Genomic DNA, 18,054 nt, shown 5'->3' with positions numbered 1-18,054 from the left:
ATGGCTAATAGTTTTGACAAAAACTTCGGAGATAAAAAGCGTTTATTGAGTCAATTTAAACTTAGAACTCAGATGCTTTTTGGTTATGCAATTCCCGTTTTTATGTTTGCGGGTTCTACCTATATTGTTTATAGCAATGCGAATAAGGTATTTGAGGCATTTAATCAGGTAGAAAATGTCCAAAAAAATATTATTGAAACGGATACAATGGCGTTGTCTGGGAGTAATATGGTCGCCAATAGTCGGGGTTATCTTATTTCTGAAGAATCGAAATTTTTAGAGTTATATCAACAAAGTTGGCAGGGTTTCCAAGAAGCCAGTAATAATGTGGATAATACGATTACTATTGACGAACAAAGAAAACGATTTGAACAAATGAATGAAATTGCAAAAAACTATAATCAACATCACAATAAGTTAGCTAGTTTGTTAGAAAATGGAAAGAGAAAAGAAGGTGTAGAGCTTTTTAAAGCTGGTATAGGTAGTAAACTTCTTTCAGATTTTTTAACTCTTAATTCTGAATTTAACGCCACAGAAATAAAAAGACTCAATGCAGAAAATACTCAAGCTAGAAATACCCTGCAAAATGCAATCAACCTATTAGTTTTTGGTTCCATTATTTCAGCGTTAACTGCTTTTATTATTGCTTGGTTAATTTCTTCCTTAGTCAGTCGTAAAATTACTCAAGCCATTGACGCCATTGATAATTCTTCCTTAGAAATTAATATTGCCGTTGACCAACAGGAAAAAATTACCAGTAGTCAAGCAAGTTCGGTGAATGAAACCACCCGCACTATGGATGAATTAGAATTTTCGGCAAAACAAGCCAGCGAACAGGCGGAAACTTCAACTGTAGGAGCCAGACAGGTTTTAAACCTAGCAGAAAATGGCAATGAATTAGTTAAGCAAACTTTGGTAGAAATGAACCAAATGAAAGAAAAAGTTGAAGCAATTGCTGAACAAATTTTACGTCTGAGTGAACAAACTAATCAAATTGGGAATATCTCTCAATTGGTGGGTGATTTAGCTAACCAAACTAATATGTTAGCCCTCAATGCCGCCGTAGAAGCTGTCAGAGCCGGAGAATATGGAAAAGGGTTTTCGGTCGTGGCTTCAGAGATTAGAAAATTAGCCGATGAAAGCCAAAAATCTGCCCATCAAATTAATAACTTAGTGATGGGAATTAAACAATCTAATAATTTAACTGGAGTCGTCACTGAAGCTGGAATTAAAAGTGTGGAAAATACTTTGGATTTAGCCCAAAAAACCGCTTCTGCTTTTAATAATATGTCCTCAGAACTGAGTAACATTGTTCAGAGTTCTCAGCAAATTTCATTAAATTCTAAACAACAGGCTGTAGCCATTCAACAAGTTGTGGTAGCGATGAATAATCTGAATAAAAATGCTCAGGATAGTAGTCAGGGTATGGGTCAAATTAAGCTCGGAATTAAAAAACTCAGTGATGCTGCTTTTGATTTGAAAGATATTGTCCAAGAAACATCAAAATAATCAGTTAATGTAGAGACGTGCCATGGCGCGTCTTTATCAATTATCTTATTTATAGATAACTAAAAAAGATGATTATTCAAGAAACAGCCTCTCTAATTACCCAGGATGGAATTCGACTAGATGCGGACATTTATCGACCCGATACAGAGGAAAAATTACCCGTTTTATTAATGCGACAACCCTATGGGAGAGCGATCGCATCTACCGTTGTTTATGCCCATCCAAAATGGTATGCTCAACAGGGGTATATTGTAGTAATTCAAGATGTGAGAGGACGGGGAACCTCAGAAGGTAAATTCAAACTTTTTACTAATGAAATAGAAGACGGTTTAGATACTATTAATTGGGTCGCAAATCTTCCTAATAGTAACGGTCAGGTGGGAATGTATGGATTTTCCTATCAAGGATTAACTCAAGTTTATGCCGCTTCTAGTCGCCCGAAAGCATTAAAAACTATCTGTCCGGCGATGATGAGTTATGATTTATATAGAGATTGGGCCTATGAAGGAGGGGCTTTTTGTTTATATGCTAACTTAGGATGGGCGATTCAAATTGCCGCCGAAACAGCCCGATTAAAAGGGGATAAAACCGCCTATAATTCTCTGTATCAAGCCTCTCGAAATTTACCCTTTTTTGATCCCATTCCTGCTAGTCCAGAAGTGTTAAAAATCCATGATTCAGATTCATTTTATCACCAATGGTTAGCCCATAATCAACCCGATGAATATTGGCAAAATCTATCGCCAAAATTAGATAATTTAGACTTACCGATGCTGCATATTGGGGGATGGTTTGATACCTATTTAAGAGGAACAATTAATTTTTATCAAGAAATGGTCAAGCGTAGCTCCTCCCCCCAATATTTAATTGTTGGCCCCTGGGCGCATCTTCCCTGGGGGAGAAAGGTCGGGTCTGTGAATTATGGGTTAACCGCATCCAGCTTTATTGATAACCTGCAAATTCAATGGTTTGATACTTTTTTAAAAGGAAAAGAAAACCCAATTTTTAATCAAAATCAGGTTTGTTTATTTGAGATGGGAAGTCAAGAATGGCGACAATTTCAACAATGGCCGTCATCACCTTCCCAGATTTATTATTTATCCACAAATGGACTAGCAAATTTACGAGAAGATGCCGGAATTTTAACGCCAAATTGTCCTGAAAATTCTCAAGAAGATATCTTTGTTCATGACCCTTGGCGTCCGGTTCCCGCCCTGGGAGGTCATGCCATGTATCCCACGGGTTCTTTTGACCGTTCTAGCTTAGATTGTCGCAGTGATATTGTTACTTATACCTCGGAACCCTTGAGTCAAGATTTACATTTAGCCGGGGATTTAGCGGTAGAAATTTATTGTACAGCAGACCAGCCAACGTTTGATTTATCTGCGGTTTTATCAGAAGTTAAACCCGATGGCAGTGTTTATAATTTTAGTCAAGGTTATCAACGAATTACTACCATTAATCTTAACACAAATAATGATTTTAGTCAAGATAAAAATATAAATTCTTATCAAATTAAATTGCAACCTACTTGTATTAAAATTCCTCAAAACCATTGTTTGCGTTTAAGTATCAGTGGGGCTTGTTTTCCAGCTTATCCCGTGAACTCAGGAACCGAAAAACCTCTGAATCAAACCCATTTAATTGAGTATAAAATTATTACGTTAACTATTCATTCTGGAGGTAATTTTTCTTCAAAAATTATAAGTAGTTACACAAAATAAATTACCTAGTTGAGAGAGGGAACAGCCCCCCCAAACCCCCCGTGCACGGGGGGCTAGGGGGGGAGGGAACAGGGTGGAGGATGTGTAATTAATTTTGTTTAGGTACTTATTATCCCGCCAGAATTTCAGCAGCTATCTCCTGAGCCGTGAGCCAGTCGAACGGTCGAAGGGTTAACCTGCTAAAATAGATGGAATCCCTGCCCGTTTACTGCGGGGCGGATGTCAAAATCTATCTTATCTTGAGCTTATGGTTGCTGAAATTATTTGTGTCGGTACGGAACTGCTTTTGGGTGATATTCTCAATAGCAATGCTCAGTTTTTGGGACAACAATTAGCTCAATTAGGCATTCCCCATTATTATCAAAGTGTAGTTGGAGATAATCGAGAACGCCTAAAAAAAGTAATTGCGATCGCATCTGAACGCTCTCAATTATTGATTTTTACCGGGGGTTTGGGGCCGACTCCCGATGATTTAACCGTTGAAACCATCGCTGATTTTTTTGGATTTCCCCTGATAGAAAGACCGGAAATTATTGAAGATATCACTCAAAAATTTAATCAACGGGGACGGGTGATGTCGGCGAGTAATCGTAAACAAGCCTTAATTCCTCAAGGGGCAGAAATCCTTGCAAACTTAACCGGAACTGCACCGGGAATTATCTGGAAACCCAGGGGAGATGGATTAACAATTTTAACCTTTCCAGGGGTTCCCGCAGAACTTTATCAAATGTGGTCAGATGTGGCAATTCCCTATCTAAAAAATAACAATTGGTGTCAAGGAATTATTCAAAGTTGTACCCTAAAATTTTGGGGCATAGCCGAATCCACTTTAGCCGAAAAAGTTGCTGATTTCCTATATCTAAAAAATCCCACCGTTGCTCCCTATGCTAATCATGGAGAAGTGAAATTAAGAATTTCTGCCCGGGCCGACTCTCCAGAAATTGCCCAACAATTAATTACCCCCATTGAAACCCAACTGCGAGAAATTGCTGGACTCGATTGTTATGGGGCCAATGATCAAACTTTGGCTTCAGTGGTGGGGGAATTATTGCAACAACATCAAGCTACCTTGAGTGTGGCTGAATCCTGCACTGGAGGAGGTTTAGGACACATCCTGACCCAAATTCCCGGCAGTTCTGAATATTTTCTCGGCGGTGTAATTGCCTATAATAATCGGGTGAAGGCTTCTCTGCTCAATGTCAACCTCGATGATTTAGAGGAATACGGGGCTGTTAGTGCGGTCGTCGCTGAACAAATGGCCATCGGTGTCAAAAATCTCTTGCAAACCAATTGGGGCTTAAGTATTACCGGAATTGCTGGGCCAGGAGGCGGTACTACGACCAAACCCGTCGGACTGGTTTACATTGGTTTAGCGACGCCCCAGGGGTCAGTAGAGAGTCTGGAATGTCGTTTTGGGGAAAAACGGAGTCGGGACTGGATACGGCGGGTAAGCAGCAGTACGGCCCTTGACCTTCTGCGTCGTCATCTTCTCGGTAAAGGTTAATGGTTGGGGAAAACAAGAAATTGTCAAGCTATTGCCTAAACTTGTAAAGATTCGTTATGCTGAGGGTGGTGTTGTTCAATTAAATACCTAACCATAACTGAAAAATTTGGTAAGATGGAGCTAGTACAGTGTCTCTCTAGGTTTATTTGAGTTAGGCAGTTGTGAATTAGCGACCCCGATCAAACCAATTTTCAACTAATCCTAAATGCCATGGATCTAGGAGATGGTTGGGGGTGTAAAAATCCCCTAAATTAAAGAGATTATTCTAGGATGTCCTATTACCAAGTGCTTAAAATTTTAGAAACTTTTATGAAATTTTAAGCCAGAATTGGAGTAATATAATAGAATAGGAAATATAGAGCAGATATCCGTTAAGGATAAAACTTGCTAACCCATAGCAAGCATTGGTTTTGAGCGTTATACGGTGATTGGGCTAACCATTCGGTTAACCTTAACCCCCAGTCCAGTTGCGTAGCTAGTTTACAGCGAGGAGCTTTTTGTTCAATGGAATACATTGATAGAATACTGGAAAAGTTAAAAGAATGGGCGCGGGAGCTTATTGATGCCCTATTGGGCCCGGCGGCTCAACCCGAAGCAGAGCCAATTCCTGTACCTGTGGATGAGCCCCGCCGTCGGAGGTAGTTAATTTAACATTTGATTAAGGTTAATCCTTTGCTAAGTCTTTTAGTATTGCATGGCCCCAATTTGAATCTCTTGGGTCAGCGAGAACCTGAAATTTACGGGAAAACAACGTTAGAAGGAATCAATCGACTGTTGGAACAGGAGGCTCAGTTACTCTCTGTTAAACTCTCAATCATCCAGTCTAACCACGAAGGGGTTTTGGTGGATGCAATACACTCCGCATTCGGGCAACACCAAGGCTTGCTAATTAATGCCGGAGCCTATACTCACACCAGTATTGCCCTGCGAGATGCGATCTCAGGAGTTGGGATTCCTACCGTTGAGGTACATCTAAGCAATATTTACCGTCGAGAACCATTCCGGCATCATTCTTTTATTGCAGCAGTGGCGATTGGACAAATTAGTGGATTTGGAGCAGAAAGTTACCGCTTGGGACTACAGGCTTTGGTTCGTCATTTGCAGGGGCAAAAACCGTTAGAATCCTCTCCATGAACCAATATTCACTATCTAGCCAATTTCAAGGGGCCTTTCTAGGCACAGTCCTCGGTTATCGGTTAGGCCAAATTAAACCCAGGTCTGAAAACCTATCTCCTGGTTGTTCCCTAAATTGGGGGGAACTGATTCCCCAACTCGCTCAAAGCTTAATCAAATATCAAGGATTTAATCCGATTGATTACTGGGCATTAGTGGCGAACCACAGGGAAAAATCTCCAAAATTGGAAATCTCTCAAAAACCCTCGATACCATGCCCACAGGGGTTAAATTCAGGTAGTGAGGCGGCTATTGTTGGCTTCCCACTAGCCTTATTTTTTCACGATAATTTGATCTCTTTAAAACAGTTAAGATCGAATATCCCGGAACAGTTACCCAGTGTTTGGGATGGGGTTTTGGTCATGGCGACCGCGATCGCACAGATCCTAACTCAAAATCCAGAACTCCATCAACTGATTCCCAATTTATTAAAGCTGTTACCGACCGAATCGGCTTTAACGGCTAAATTAAAACAAGTTCAAACCCTATTACAGCAAAAAGCCAGCTTAGAAACGGCCGTTCGTCAACTGACCCAAACCTCAAAACTCAGTTATTCTCCTCAACCGACTGTTCCAAATCATTTCGAGCCTGAAAATTGGACGGCCTTGGCTCTGGGCTTCTATTGTTTTCTCAGCACCCCAGAAGACTATTCTTTAACGGTTTTGCGATCGCTACAAACCCGATACCATCCCCAAATCACAGCCGCCATCAGTGGGGCTTTATCCGGTGCCTATCAAGGCTACATCGCAATTCCAGTCAAATGGCGTTTGGAGTTTCAAGACCCCTCTATTTGGCCTTCAACTGATCCAGAAATTGAAAATAACCCTGTAGAACTCAACCCCACTCAGGAAGAACTGCTAGAGTTAGCCCAGAATCTATTTGCTCTTTGGTCAGGGGTGTATCACCCTTTAAAACCAATGGTTATTAGCTTTCCTTAAAAACTCAAAACAATACTATACAATTAAATTCAAACGGCTGCTAAACCCCTTGATCTAGTTTCCAAGCTGATGAATACGCGACCTACTCTGACGCAACAGATTGAACGGCTTTGTAGCCGCGCCCATTCCGCCTCGCCTCCTATACAGCCTTCACCCACAAAACTATCCGGTTCCAACCCTTCATTGTTATCCAATCCTAAACCCCGAAAAGTCAAAAAAAAATTGAGTTCTCTGACGAGTCCAATCTTTTTCTTGGTAAGTGTAGTTTCCTTAACTAGCGTTATCGGGGTTCGATTTTACAACCAACCCAAATTAGATGTCGGTCGTATTGCCCAGGAAACCATTAACGCCCCCTCGGATGCCAATGTTCCTGACCTGAAAACCACCGATGAAAAGCGCAAAGCGGCTGAAATTGGTGCGATTCCGGTTTTAGTGATTGACAATGCCGTCAATCAAGATATCGAGCAAACCATTCAAAAGGTATTAGCCCAGGGGGCATCTATCCGCAATATCGCCGAACCTTTTCCTTTTGTGAATACGGGAATTTTATCGACGGAAGTTCAGCGTTACTTGCGCGGGGTTCCAGAACGAGAATGGCAAGATTTAATTGCCCAAGTTGAACAGGTGAGTGTACAAATTCCCTCAACTACCCCATCAAAAACCCCAAGTAAAAAAAATCCGACCAAATTTACCGATTGGCAAGAAGCCAACTTAGTCGAAATTCGCCAACATACCCTCAGACAATTACAGGCTTACCGTCAGCGAACCACTGAGGTTGAATTTTCACAATTATTATCCGATGTGACCCAAGCCCGTTGGCGATATGCCGCATCATTGAATTCCTTTTCCCAGAAATCCTCTGTTGATCAAACAGTCTTTTATAGTGAGTCCATCTTTGGCTGGTCTGATCAAATTTGGTTGCAAACCCAAACAGGAATTGCTCAAATTACTCAAGAGATGTTAGCCCAGGGGATTGCTCCTGGTGTACCCGATGAAATCCTGAAAAAAGCTATTGAAGTTCATATTAAATATACAATTCCTTTAGAAACTCAATTATTTGCAACTAATTTATTAAATCAAGTTTTAAAAGCAAATTTAGTTAAAGATCCAGAAGCAACCCGTCATCGAGCCGAGTTAGTCGCACAAAAAATTGAACCTGTGTTAGTTAATATTAGCATGGGAGAAGTTATTGTTAACAGAGGACAAAAAATTACTCAACGGGATTTTGTCTTACTGGATTATTTTGGTTTGAGTGAACGGGGAATTAATTCAAAAGGATTAATTAAGTTAGTAGGGTTAGTTAGTCTAGGAGTCGGAATTGTTTTATTGGTTGAATGGAAATTTCATCGAGGTTTACGTCGTCGAGATCGGCTTTTATTATTACTGCTAACCCTAAGTACACCGATTATTATTTTGTTAAAATTACCTCTGATTAATTTACCTGCGGTGGGGTTATTAGTAGGAAGTTTTTATGGCTCGGCTGTGGGAGTAACGGTTGTGGGTCTACTTTCAATTTTATTACCAATTGGCATGGAAATTGATAATTTTCATTTACTGGCCAGTGCCGTGGGAGGATTAGTTGGGAGTCTTTTGGCAGGGCAATCTCGGAGTCGAGAAGAATTAGCATTACTAGGATTAGAGGTGGGAATTGCTCAAGGTGCTGTTTACTTAATTTTTAATTTAATGGCGAGTGCAACAGCCGGATCAATTTGGTATGTTATGCTCAAGGTTGTAGGATTACAAGTATTAGAAGGAGTGGCTTGGAGTATTGTCGCCTTGGGGTTAAGTCCCTATTTAGAACATCTATTTGATTTAATTACTCCGATTCGATTAGCTGAGTTAGCAAATCCCAATCGACCGTTATTAAAAAAATTAGCAACCCTAGCACCCGGAACATTTCAACATACGATGTTTGTGGCAACTTTAGCCGAAGCCGCCGCTCAAGAATTGGGCTGTAATGTGGAATTAGTCAGAACTGGAACTTTATATCATGATATTGGAAAAATGCACGACCCTTTAGGATTTATTGAAAATCAAATGGGGGGAACGAATAAACATGATACAATTGATGACCCATGGGAAAGTGCCAAAATTATTAAAAAGCACGTTGGCGAGGGGTTAGCAATGGCGAAAAAATATCGTTTACCAAAAGCGATTCAATCATTTATTCCTGAACATCAAGGAAGTATGCAGATTGCTTATTTCTATTATCACGCCCAACAACTTGCTAAAGAAAATCCTGAATTGGAAGTCCGAGAAGATGATTTTCGCTATGATGGGCCGATTCCCCAATCTAAAGAAACGGGGATTGTGATGTTAGCAGATTCCTGTGAGGCGGCATTGCGATCGCTTAAGGATGCCACCCACGAAGAAGCATTAAATATGGTTAATAAAATATTAAAGGCTCGATGGCAAGATAATCAATTAATTGATTCGGGTTTAACCAGGGCAGAAATGGCAAAAATCGCCGAAATCTTTGTCAGGGTTTGGGAACAAGTTAATCACAAACGAATTGCTTATCCAAAAGCGGTGCTAGGTTGTCGTTGACATCCGCCGCCCCGCCGTAAAACGGGCGGGGATTCCATCTATGTGAGCGTTACCCCTACAGGAATTGATGTTTTTTAAGCTGCCATATCCTCAAGGTTATCGTGATCAATAATAATGGCTTTTCCATCCGAACTAAAATCAGCCCAAACGGGTGAAAAATAGCGATTATGGAGATAAATTACTTCTTCAAGATTGGTGATCAATTCGATTTCTTCTAAATTGCGTTCTGCCTTTCGCCAAGCGGTAAGGGTCAGATTTGCACTGCCTTTAAAGGCTATTAATCCATCGATAACAATTAGTTTTTGATGAGGAATTCTATCCCAATTAAAAATAGTTTCACACATCGGTTTAATCTCTAGGTTTGGGCTTTCATGGGTGTAGTTTGATAATTCGGGTAATTGATAGGTTTGACTAGAGGTTAAGGAAACAATACCTTTAACTGGAATCCCTTGGGATACTGTTTTTAATGCGCCTAGAAATTGATGACTAATCCCCAGACTGATAAAATGGATAAACTTTTTAGCTAGATTCATTGCTTTTAATAAACCTGCCATGAGGGGATAATTGGGGTCAGTATTAAGGCGTTGTGCGATCGCTCCTAATTTTTTATATTGCTCAATATCAAGGTCATTATCATTAAAGTAGAGATTTTTATCTCGGAAATAAGATTGAATTACTTTTGCAGGTTCAGGACTATTGACAATATATTGAATTCCGCAAGTTGGGCAGAAAATTTGTTTTTGTTGGTTTCGTTGTAAGCTGGGGTGAATTGCATAGCAGTTTTGACAGTGAGCTAAACGGGTGTCAAGTTGTGACAAGCTACGCAGATCAAGAGAATGGGCTTGGCGTTGAATAAAATTTTGATTATTGAGGGAGTTATAAGCCGACATAGTTAATTTCTCCTAATAAGAAATTTCTGATTACGTTTTCAGCATAAAATATATTTTTTTCAAACTTGCAAATGAGTCTAAAACTTCCCATACTTTCACAAGCAACTCTGTATATAATGGTTTTGTGAAAAAAAATTCCCAAAACTAAGACTTATAGGATTTTTGCTAAACTTAGAATATGAATAAAGAAGAATTCGATACGGCATACGAAAAACTGACTCCTAAGAACAAACAGGCACTAAAGCCTTTTTTTGCAGGAGATTCAGATACAACGACTGCGGAAACACGAGATGTTCATTCATCTACCATCCGAAAGCACATTGCAAAAGCCTGCAATATATTTGGGATTAAAAACGAAAAGAATGAACATGAACGTCTTCGGAATGATTTGGTGGAATTATTTGCTAAGTATAAGCCTGAATATGTAAATCCTGAAATCATTGCTAAGTATCTTGGCGGAACTTTACCAAAGATGAAACTAGACAATCCAGAAGGGGTTGTTCCCTTAGACTCCCCTTTTTATATTGAGCGTTTACCTATTGAATCCGACTGTTATGAAGAAATTGAACAACCAGGAGCATTAATTCGGATTAAAGCACCAAAACAAATAGGTAAAACATCTTTATTAAACCGAATTCTTCACCATGCAGAACAGCAGGGTTATCGAACAGTGCGTTTTAACTTGCAAAAGATGGATGGTGAGGCATTTAAGAGTTTAGATCATTTTCTACGTTTTTTGTGTGTTGATATGAGCGATCACTTACAAATTACAGAGCAGCTTGATCAATATTGGAATCGAGGTAGTAAAGTTAGTTGCAGTAATTATTTAAAGTTTTTATTAGAAGAAATTGACATACCATTAGTTTTAGGATTTGATGAAATTGATCGAATTTTTGATTATCCTGAAATCTATCAAGATTTCTTTTCATTATTACGAAGTTGGTATGAAGATGCCAAAGATTTAGAAATTTTTGAAAATCTAAGATTATTAGTTGTCCATTCTACAGAAGACTATGGACGTTTAGACATTAATCAGTCACCGTTTAATATAGGATTTCCAGTTAATTTAAGCGAATTTACCTTAGAACAAATGATAGATTTAGCAAAACGTCATCAATTACACATTAAGGTAGATTCACCGGAGATTAATTTATTATACGACATGATAGGTGGGCATCCTTATTTAGCACGATTAGCATTTTATCATCTTGCTCGTCACAGTTTATCATTCGATCAGTTGTTAGAAGATGCAGCAACTCCAGCAGGAATTTATGATGATCACCTGCGACGTCATTTAGAGGCTTTGCAGCAAAAACCAGAACTTTGTGAAGCTTTTAAGCAAGTTATTAATGCAGATCAACCTATACAAATTGAACCTATGCAATCTTATAAACTACACAGTATGGGATTAATTAAAAAACAAGGTTATTTAGCTCAAGCTCGTTGCGATTTATACTATAAATATTTTCAACAATATCTTTAATTAATGGTCATATCAAGGAGTTAATTATATGGCTAGATATCGATACAGTATTGGGGGAAGTTTAGACCATCAAAACCCTACCTATGTAAAGCGCAAAGCAGATGATGAACTTTATAATGCTTTAAAAAATGGTGAGTTTTGCTATGTTTTGAACTCTCGACAAATGGGTAAATCTAGTTTACGAGTTAAAATGGCAAAGAAATTAAAGCAAGAAGGATTCAAATGTGTATCTGTTGATATGACAAAAATTAGTAGTTATGGCAGTGCGGAAGAATGGTATGGAGATCTAATGTTTATGCTGCTTCAAGGGTTAATCTTAGATCAAAAAGTCAACTTTGAATTATGGTTGCAAGAATGTAGTTATTTATCACCGTTGCAAAAATTTAACCAGTTTATTGAAACTATTATTTTATCTCAGTTACAAGAAAAAATAATTATTTTTTTAGATGAAATCGACAGTATTATAAAAATAAAGTTTAAAGATGAATTCTTCGCCGTAATTCGTTCATTTTACAATCAGCGTTCAGAGAATCAAGAATATAAACGTTTAACGTTTTGTTTATTAGGAGTCGCAACGCCTTCTGATTTGATTCAAGACAAAACACGGACTCCTTTTAATATTGGTCAAGCCATTGAGTTAAAAGGTTTTGAATTTTCTGAAGCACAATCATCTTTAACTCAAGGGTTGAGGGAAGTTGTTGATAATCCTGAAGAAATATTAAAAGAAATTTTAAATTGGACAGGCGGACAGCCTTTTCTGACTCAAAAGTTATGCCAGCTAGTTGTTGAAAAAGCAGAAAATAGAACCCCTAATATTGAGCAGATTGTGCGAACCTATATTATCAATAATTGGGAATCTCAGGATGAGCCTGAACATTTAAAAACAATCCGCGATCGCATCCTTTATAATGAAAAAATCTCTCATCGTTTATTAGGATTGTATCAGCACATTCTAAAACAGGGCAAGATTGAAGTAGATGGTAGTTTTGAACAATCAAAATTAAGGTTATCAGGGTTAGTTATTAGAGATCATAATTTTTTACAACCGTTTAATTTAATATATCAACTTACCTTTGATCAAGAATGGGTAGATAAACAATTAAATCAATCACGGCCTTACTCTCATAAACAACTACAAGCTTGGTTAAATTCAGGAAAAAGAGATAATTCTAAACTTTTGAAAGGTCAATATTTGGAGAAAGCTGTAAAGTGGTCAGAACAAAAACTGATTAGTTATGAAGATTATGATTTTATTAATAAAAGTGTAGTTTATTCCTTAAATAAACAGAATAAAAATTTGAATAAAATTAATGAAGAATTATATGTATATCTTAAAAAATTTATGATAATTTCTCAAAAATTTATGAAACAAAGTGAAGAATTAAATAAACAAAAAGAACAATTGTTTTTGCTTATTAGTTTGTCTATAATTATAGGATTTTTTACTGGTTTTAAGCTAATACTACAGGGAGAAAATAATAGACTAGAAAATGAAGGAATAAATGCTTTACAACAGTTTTACTCAGGTAATGAACCTATAGAAGCCTTAATGCAGGCAGTAACAATAGGTAAAGATTTTAAAAATTTAAACCCCACCTTTAAGCAAGCTTCCATCTTCAGGGAGAATGGAACAACAGGTAAAGACTTCAAGCCTATAACGTCTAATACTCATTCTTTGAAAAATTATCCTACAGTTACCCCTATTTTTAGCTTACAACAAATTTTAGATAACATTTATGAACGCAATACATTTGGAGCATTAAACTCATTAAGCTTTAGTCCTGATTATCAATATTTTGTAACAGCATCATCAAAGGGAAGTATAGATTTAGATGTCTGGAACTGGCTAGGTCAAAGTTTGACTCAGTTGAAAGGACATCAAGGTGTGGTTAATCAAGTTGTTTTTAGCCCCGATGGTCAATATATTGCCGCAGTAGGAGAAGATGGGTTTGTTCATGTTTGGAACTTTTCTGGTAAATATTTACTGAAATTTAAAGCACATAAGGGGTCTGGAAATTCGATTATTTTTAGTCCTAATAGTCAATATATTGCAACAGCCGGAAAAGATGGTTTTGTTCGTGTCTGGAATAAATTTGGAAAAAAATTAACAGAATTTAAGTACGATAAAAGTGATTTTGCGAATATCGATTTTAGTCATGATAGCCAACATCTTCTGATTCATCCAGTTGAAAAAAGCGAAGCTTATATTTTAAATTTTTCTGGTAAAGTTTTAGCAAAATTGAATTGGCTTCCTCCTACAATAGATTCAGCAATTGTTGATACAACTCCTAACCACCAATATATTGTTACTTCAGAAAATAGTTCTAAGCCTACTATTTGGAATTGGTCAGGTCAGCCAATAGCAAAACTCAATGGCTACCGAGTTATTTTTAGCTCCGATAGTCAGTTTGTTGCAACGATTGACTTTGATAGTAAAGCTTATCTTTGGAATATATCAGGAAAATTATTGGCAGAACTTAAAGGTCATAAATCTGGTGTTTTGGATGTCAGTTTTAGTCCTACTGGTAAACAGTTAGTCACGGGTGGAACAGATGGCATTGCTAGAGTTTGGAATTTTTCAGGTGAACAAATAGCAGAACTTAAAGGACACAGAGGAAGTATTGCATCAGTGAGGTTTAGCCCTAATGGTCAACTCATTGCAACAGGTGGGGCTGATGGTAAAATTCGTCTTTGGGATTTATCAGGTCAAGAACAGCTTGAACTGACAGGACATCGAGGAACTGTACTTTCTATTTATTTTAGTCCTGACAGTAAAAGTTTAATTACTTATGGAGAAGATGGTCTAATTCGCCTTTGGGATGTATCAGGTCGTCAGGCTACTCAACTGAAAAATAGCAAAAATAGGGTTAGAGATGTTATTTTTAGTCCTGACAATAAGTATATTGCTACAATTGAAAAAGATGGAATTGTTCAAGTTTGGACATTTTCAGGTAAGATTTTAAATTCAATCAAAACTCAGTCAGATTACATTGATAGTGTCAATTTTAATCAGGATGGTAAAACGATTGATGTCTTAACAAATAAAAATGTTCAGACTTGGAGCTTGTCAGGCCAATTATTAAACACTGAGAACACTAATAATCAAAGTCCGGCTCAAAGTAACCCTCAAATTGGCGAAAACCTTAAAGTTGAAACAGAAAAAGATGGGACAATATTGATTAATAATAGTTCGGGTAAAAATTTATTAAAATTAAAGGATAAAAATTATGATTCTATTTCTAATGCAATCTTAAGCCCCGATGGTCAGTATATTGCTGGAATAGATCAAGACAGAATAGTATATATTTGGGACTTGTCGAGTAAAATTTTAACTGTTTTGAAAGTCAGCCAATTAGGATATTTTAGCTTTAGTCCAGATGGACAAAGGATCGCTATAATTACTAAAAATGGGGTAGTAGAAATTTATGATTTACTCGGTCGGAAATTAGCTCGATGGGAAGTTAACCCTCATCCTGACTATGGAATTGTTGCACGTTTTAGTCCTGACTGGCGATATGTGGCGATTGTTGGAGAAGATAATAAAGTTGTAGTTTGGTCTGTTCCTCAAAACTTAGATGAACTACTGGAAAGAGGTTGTAATTGGTTATCAAGTTACTTTGTTAATCGTCCAGATGAGCGAGAACGTTTGAAAGTTTGTCAATAGGCTCTATTTTCTTTCCCAAATTAATTTCAACCGATCTGTAGTGGGAGCGTCCTCGCTCCCTAAAATATACTACGGTAGTAAGCCCTTCAGGGCTTAGATTAGCTTAGATTAGAGGCGTGAACGCCTGACTACGGTTTTCAACCATCAGAGGAAGGAATCTTAGGTTTAATTAACCTTTGAATACTAACGTATAATGCTAATCCAATTAATCCTACAGCCAGGAAAGAAAATAAAACCGTTCCCATCGTCAATACACCAACCACCAGAGTCCGAACGGCTGCTGACATTTGGATCACGGTAAAATTCTCAGAATGGATAGGTTTGGCTGCAAACTTTCCAGAAATAGCATGGGTTACATTATACAAACCGAAGGCAACGGCGGCATAAATCCCTGCATTACTAATACAACGGAATAAATTAACTGAATCAGTTTTTGAGGAAATTTCAGAGGTTTTAGGAGTAGTTTTAGTCATGGTTTATGATTGGGCTAAACGAATACCAGTGGAGACAAATTTTGCTGTCCAAAAATCCAATTCTGGGTTAGCTATTTGGGTTTTAACTGCTTCTAAAACCCGTAATGCTTCGGCTTCAGATTCTGTTAAGGCGAAAACCGTTGGCCCGGAACCGGACATCATCGTTCCCAGAACTCCCTGAGACTCAAAAGCCTCTCGCAGTTCCAATACTTGAGGATGTTCGGGTAAGGCGACTTTCTCTAAATCATTGTGCAGTAATTTACCAATGGCCGAGCCGTCTGCGTGCATGATAGCAGAAACCATCGGCCCCGAATGGACTCGGTGTTGACGGGTTTCTAAATCTTGAGCTTGGGAAATATAGGTTTGGCTAAACTGTTGACGATAGGTTTGATAAGCCCAAATCGTAGAAATTCCTAGGTGACGATGTTTGGCTAAAACCACATATAAATTATCTAAATTTTTCAAAGGAGAAAGTTCTTCCCCCCGTCCGGTGGCTAAAGCCGTTCCTCCTTGAATACAAAAGGGAACATCGGAACCAATTTGAGCCCCTAATACTTCTAATTCGCTTTGAGTTAAGCCTAATTGCCACATCAGATCTAAACCGACTAAAACCGCAGCCGCATCGGTGGAACCTCCGGCTAACCCGGCGGCAATGGGAATATTTTTTTTGATGTTAATTTCTACTCCCCCAAATTGTGCCATAGCTTCGGGGAATTGTTGAGTTAATAATGCCGCCGCCCGATAGGCTAAATTGGTATGATCATTGGGAACTTCTGCATGATCACAACGGACAATAATGGTGTCAATTCCAATCGGTTGAATATCAATTTGATCGGCTAAACTGATACTTTGTAAAACCATCGCCAGTTCGTGATATCCGTCGGGGCGATCGCCTATAATTTCTAAGTAAAGGTTGATTTTTGCCGGAGCAATTAAAGAATAGGAACGCATTTTTATTCGGAATTAGAGACAGAAAAGACAGGAGAAAAACTATTTTAATCGGTGACTAAATCAGTTATTTCCATCAAGTTAGTTAAATTAACCCATTGTTCAACGCTGAGGTCTTCGGCGCGAACTTGGGGGTTAATCTCTAATTGTTCCAGTAATTGGGTTAATTGATCTCGACTGATCACACTTTGTAAATTATTTCTTAACATTTTTCGTTTACTGGAAAATCCTAATTTGAGTAAGGTTTCCAAATATTGGGGGTTATTGGCGGGATGGGCAATGGGACGGGGACATAAACGCAGTACCGCAGAATCGACTTTAGGGGCTGGATAAAAGGCCTTGGCGGGGACATCACAGATATATTCACAGTTAGCCAGATATTGGACTCGCACCGACAACGCCCCGAAGGTTTTAGATCCAGCATTGGCGGTGATGCGTTGGGCGACTTCTTTTTGAACTAATAGTACAATTAATTGGTATGGGTGAGGATTAGGCTCAGAAATGGTTCCTAACAATTGTTCAACAATCGGCCCGGTAATATTATAGGGAATATTAGCAACAACTTTATTCGGATTTTGGAAATTAGGAAACCCTTGGAGTTGACCGTCGATATCTAAAGTAAGAATATCTCCTTCTAGTAATAAAAAATTATCCCGATTGCCGAATCTTTTAACTAGATTTTGAGATAAATCCCGATCAATTTCCACTGCCACAACCGACCGAGCTACCGATAATAATTGAGTCGTGAGAATGCCTGTTCCTGGGCCAATTTCCAATAGACAATCCGATGGGGATAATAAGGCAGATTTAACAATTTTACTCAGGGCTTTTTCACTGCGTAACCAATGTTGAGCGAATTGTTTGCGGGGTTGGGGCGATCGCATATAAATAATTAAATAAAAGGTTAAAAATAGACTGGGAAACTAACAATAATTTGACTTGCACCCTGGGAAGACCCCCCTAACCCCCCTTACTAATGGGGGGAGCGGACAGTCAAAGTCCCCCTTTTTAATGGGGATTTAGGGGGATCAGATCCGAGGTTCAATTTTATTGACCCCTATCAGGGGAGATACAACCCCTTAAAATCAGGGAAATCCGATCAACCGGATAGCTTCACAAATGGCCCGAAGTATGTCAGTATCAATTTCACCCCTAACCATCGGTTAGGAACTCCAGTGACAACTCGCTCAACTTCTCACAC

13 protein-coding genes are annotated in these 18,054 nt (G+C 38.4%); 9 read left to right on the top strand and 4 right to left on the bottom strand.

Annotation, left to right across the window (positions count from 1 at the left end; translation table 11 throughout):
* The 7 genes from NMG86_RS08815 to NMG86_RS08785 all read left to right on the top strand — a co-directional run bounded on the left by NMG86_RS08815 (position 1) and on the right by NMG86_RS08785 (position 9,395).
* Positions 1–1,509, top strand: a complete 1,509-nt coding sequence (locus NMG86_RS08815; protein ID WP_043937154.1) for a methyl-accepting chemotaxis protein — start codon at positions 1–3, stop codon at positions 1,507–1,509.
* 68 nt (positions 1,510–1,577) lie between these two features.
* On the top strand, positions 1,578–3,233 hold the full coding sequence (locus tag NMG86_RS08810) for a CocE/NonD family hydrolase (protein ID WP_026797469.1): 1,656 nt from the start codon (positions 1,578–1,580) through the stop codon (positions 3,231–3,233).
* Between the two features lie 247 nt (positions 3,234–3,480).
* Entirely contained in the window at positions 3,481–4,737 is a 1,257-nt protein-coding gene (locus tag NMG86_RS08805; protein ID WP_026787286.1) for a competence/damage-inducible protein A, read from the top strand.
* Between the two features lie 504 nt (positions 4,738–5,241).
* Entirely contained in the window at positions 5,242–5,379 is a 138-nt protein-coding gene (locus NMG86_RS08800) for a hypothetical protein (protein WP_162832325.1), read from the top strand.
* A gap of 30 nt (positions 5,380–5,409) precedes the next feature.
* A complete protein-coding gene (aroQ, locus tag NMG86_RS08795) occupies positions 5,410–5,871 on the top strand; it encodes a type II 3-dehydroquinate dehydratase (protein ID WP_026797468.1) in 462 nt (153 codons plus the stop codon).
* Positions 5,868–6,848 carry an ADP-ribosylglycohydrolase family protein gene (locus NMG86_RS08790; RefSeq protein ID WP_026797467.1) on the top strand — a complete coding sequence of 327 codons (981 nt, stop codon included), beginning with the start codon at positions 5,868–5,870 and terminating at the stop codon, positions 6,846–6,848. The genes aroQ and NMG86_RS08790 overlap by 4 nt, the downstream gene beginning before the upstream one ends.
* Positions 6,849–6,917: 69 nt before the next feature.
* Positions 6,918–9,395 (top strand): HD family phosphohydrolase, encoded by a 2,478-nt coding sequence (locus NMG86_RS08785; protein ID WP_026797466.1) that lies wholly within the window; start codon positions 6,918–6,920, stop codon positions 9,393–9,395.
* A 74-nt stretch (positions 9,396–9,469) separates the two neighbouring features.
* On the opposite strand, the gene NMG86_RS08780 is transcribed toward NMG86_RS08785, so the two are convergent.
* Positions 9,470–10,285, bottom strand: coding sequence for a phospholipase D-like domain-containing protein (locus tag NMG86_RS08780; RefSeq protein WP_026797465.1), 816 nt, complete (start codon positions 10,283–10,285; stop codon positions 9,470–9,472).
* Positions 10,286–10,463: 178 nt separating this feature from the next.
* On the opposite strand from NMG86_RS08780, the gene NMG86_RS08775 reads away from it, so the two are divergent.
* Positions 10,464–11,768: an AAA-like domain-containing protein gene (locus tag NMG86_RS08775; RefSeq protein WP_026787291.1), complete on the top strand. Its 1,305-nt coding sequence runs from the start codon at positions 10,464–10,466 to the stop codon at positions 11,766–11,768.
* Positions 11,769–11,796: 28 nt separating this feature from the next.
* Positions 11,797–15,432 carry an AAA-like domain-containing protein gene (locus NMG86_RS08770; protein ID WP_026797464.1) on the top strand — a complete coding sequence of 1,212 codons (3,636 nt, stop codon included), beginning with the start codon at positions 11,797–11,799 and terminating at the stop codon, positions 15,430–15,432.
* Positions 15,433–15,569: 137 nt separating this feature from the next.
* Here the strand turns inward: NMG86_RS08770 and NMG86_RS08765 are convergent, their stop codons facing one another.
* Genes NMG86_RS08765 through rsmA form a run of 3 tightly spaced genes read right to left on the bottom strand, consistent with a single transcriptional unit; the run spans position 15,570 to position 17,737 of the window.
* Entirely contained in the window at positions 15,570–15,905 is a 336-nt protein-coding gene (locus NMG86_RS08765) for a DUF3082 domain-containing protein (protein ID WP_026797463.1), read from the bottom strand.
* 3 nt (positions 15,906–15,908) lie between these two features.
* Complete coding sequence (gene ispE, locus NMG86_RS08760) at positions 15,909–16,856, bottom strand: 4-(cytidine 5'-diphospho)-2-C-methyl-D-erythritol kinase (RefSeq protein ID WP_026797462.1); 948 nt, start codon at positions 16,854–16,856, stop codon at positions 15,909–15,911.
* 44 nt (positions 16,857–16,900) lie between these two features.
* Positions 16,901–17,737 carry a 16S rRNA (adenine(1518)-N(6)/adenine(1519)-N(6))-dimethyltransferase RsmA gene (gene rsmA, locus NMG86_RS08755; protein WP_026797461.1) on the bottom strand — a complete coding sequence of 279 codons (837 nt, stop codon included), beginning with the start codon at positions 17,735–17,737 and terminating at the stop codon, positions 16,901–16,903.
* Positions 17,738–18,054: the final 317 nt, after the last annotated feature.

This window comes from Planktothrix rubescens CCAP 1459/22 (assembly GCA_904830895.1).
GTDB classification, from domain to species: Bacteria; Cyanobacteriota; Cyanobacteriia; order Cyanobacteriales; family Microcoleaceae; genus Planktothrix; species Planktothrix agardhii.
Note: the sequence above shows the minus strand (reverse complement) of the source record. Positions and strands in the feature narration are given on the sequence as shown.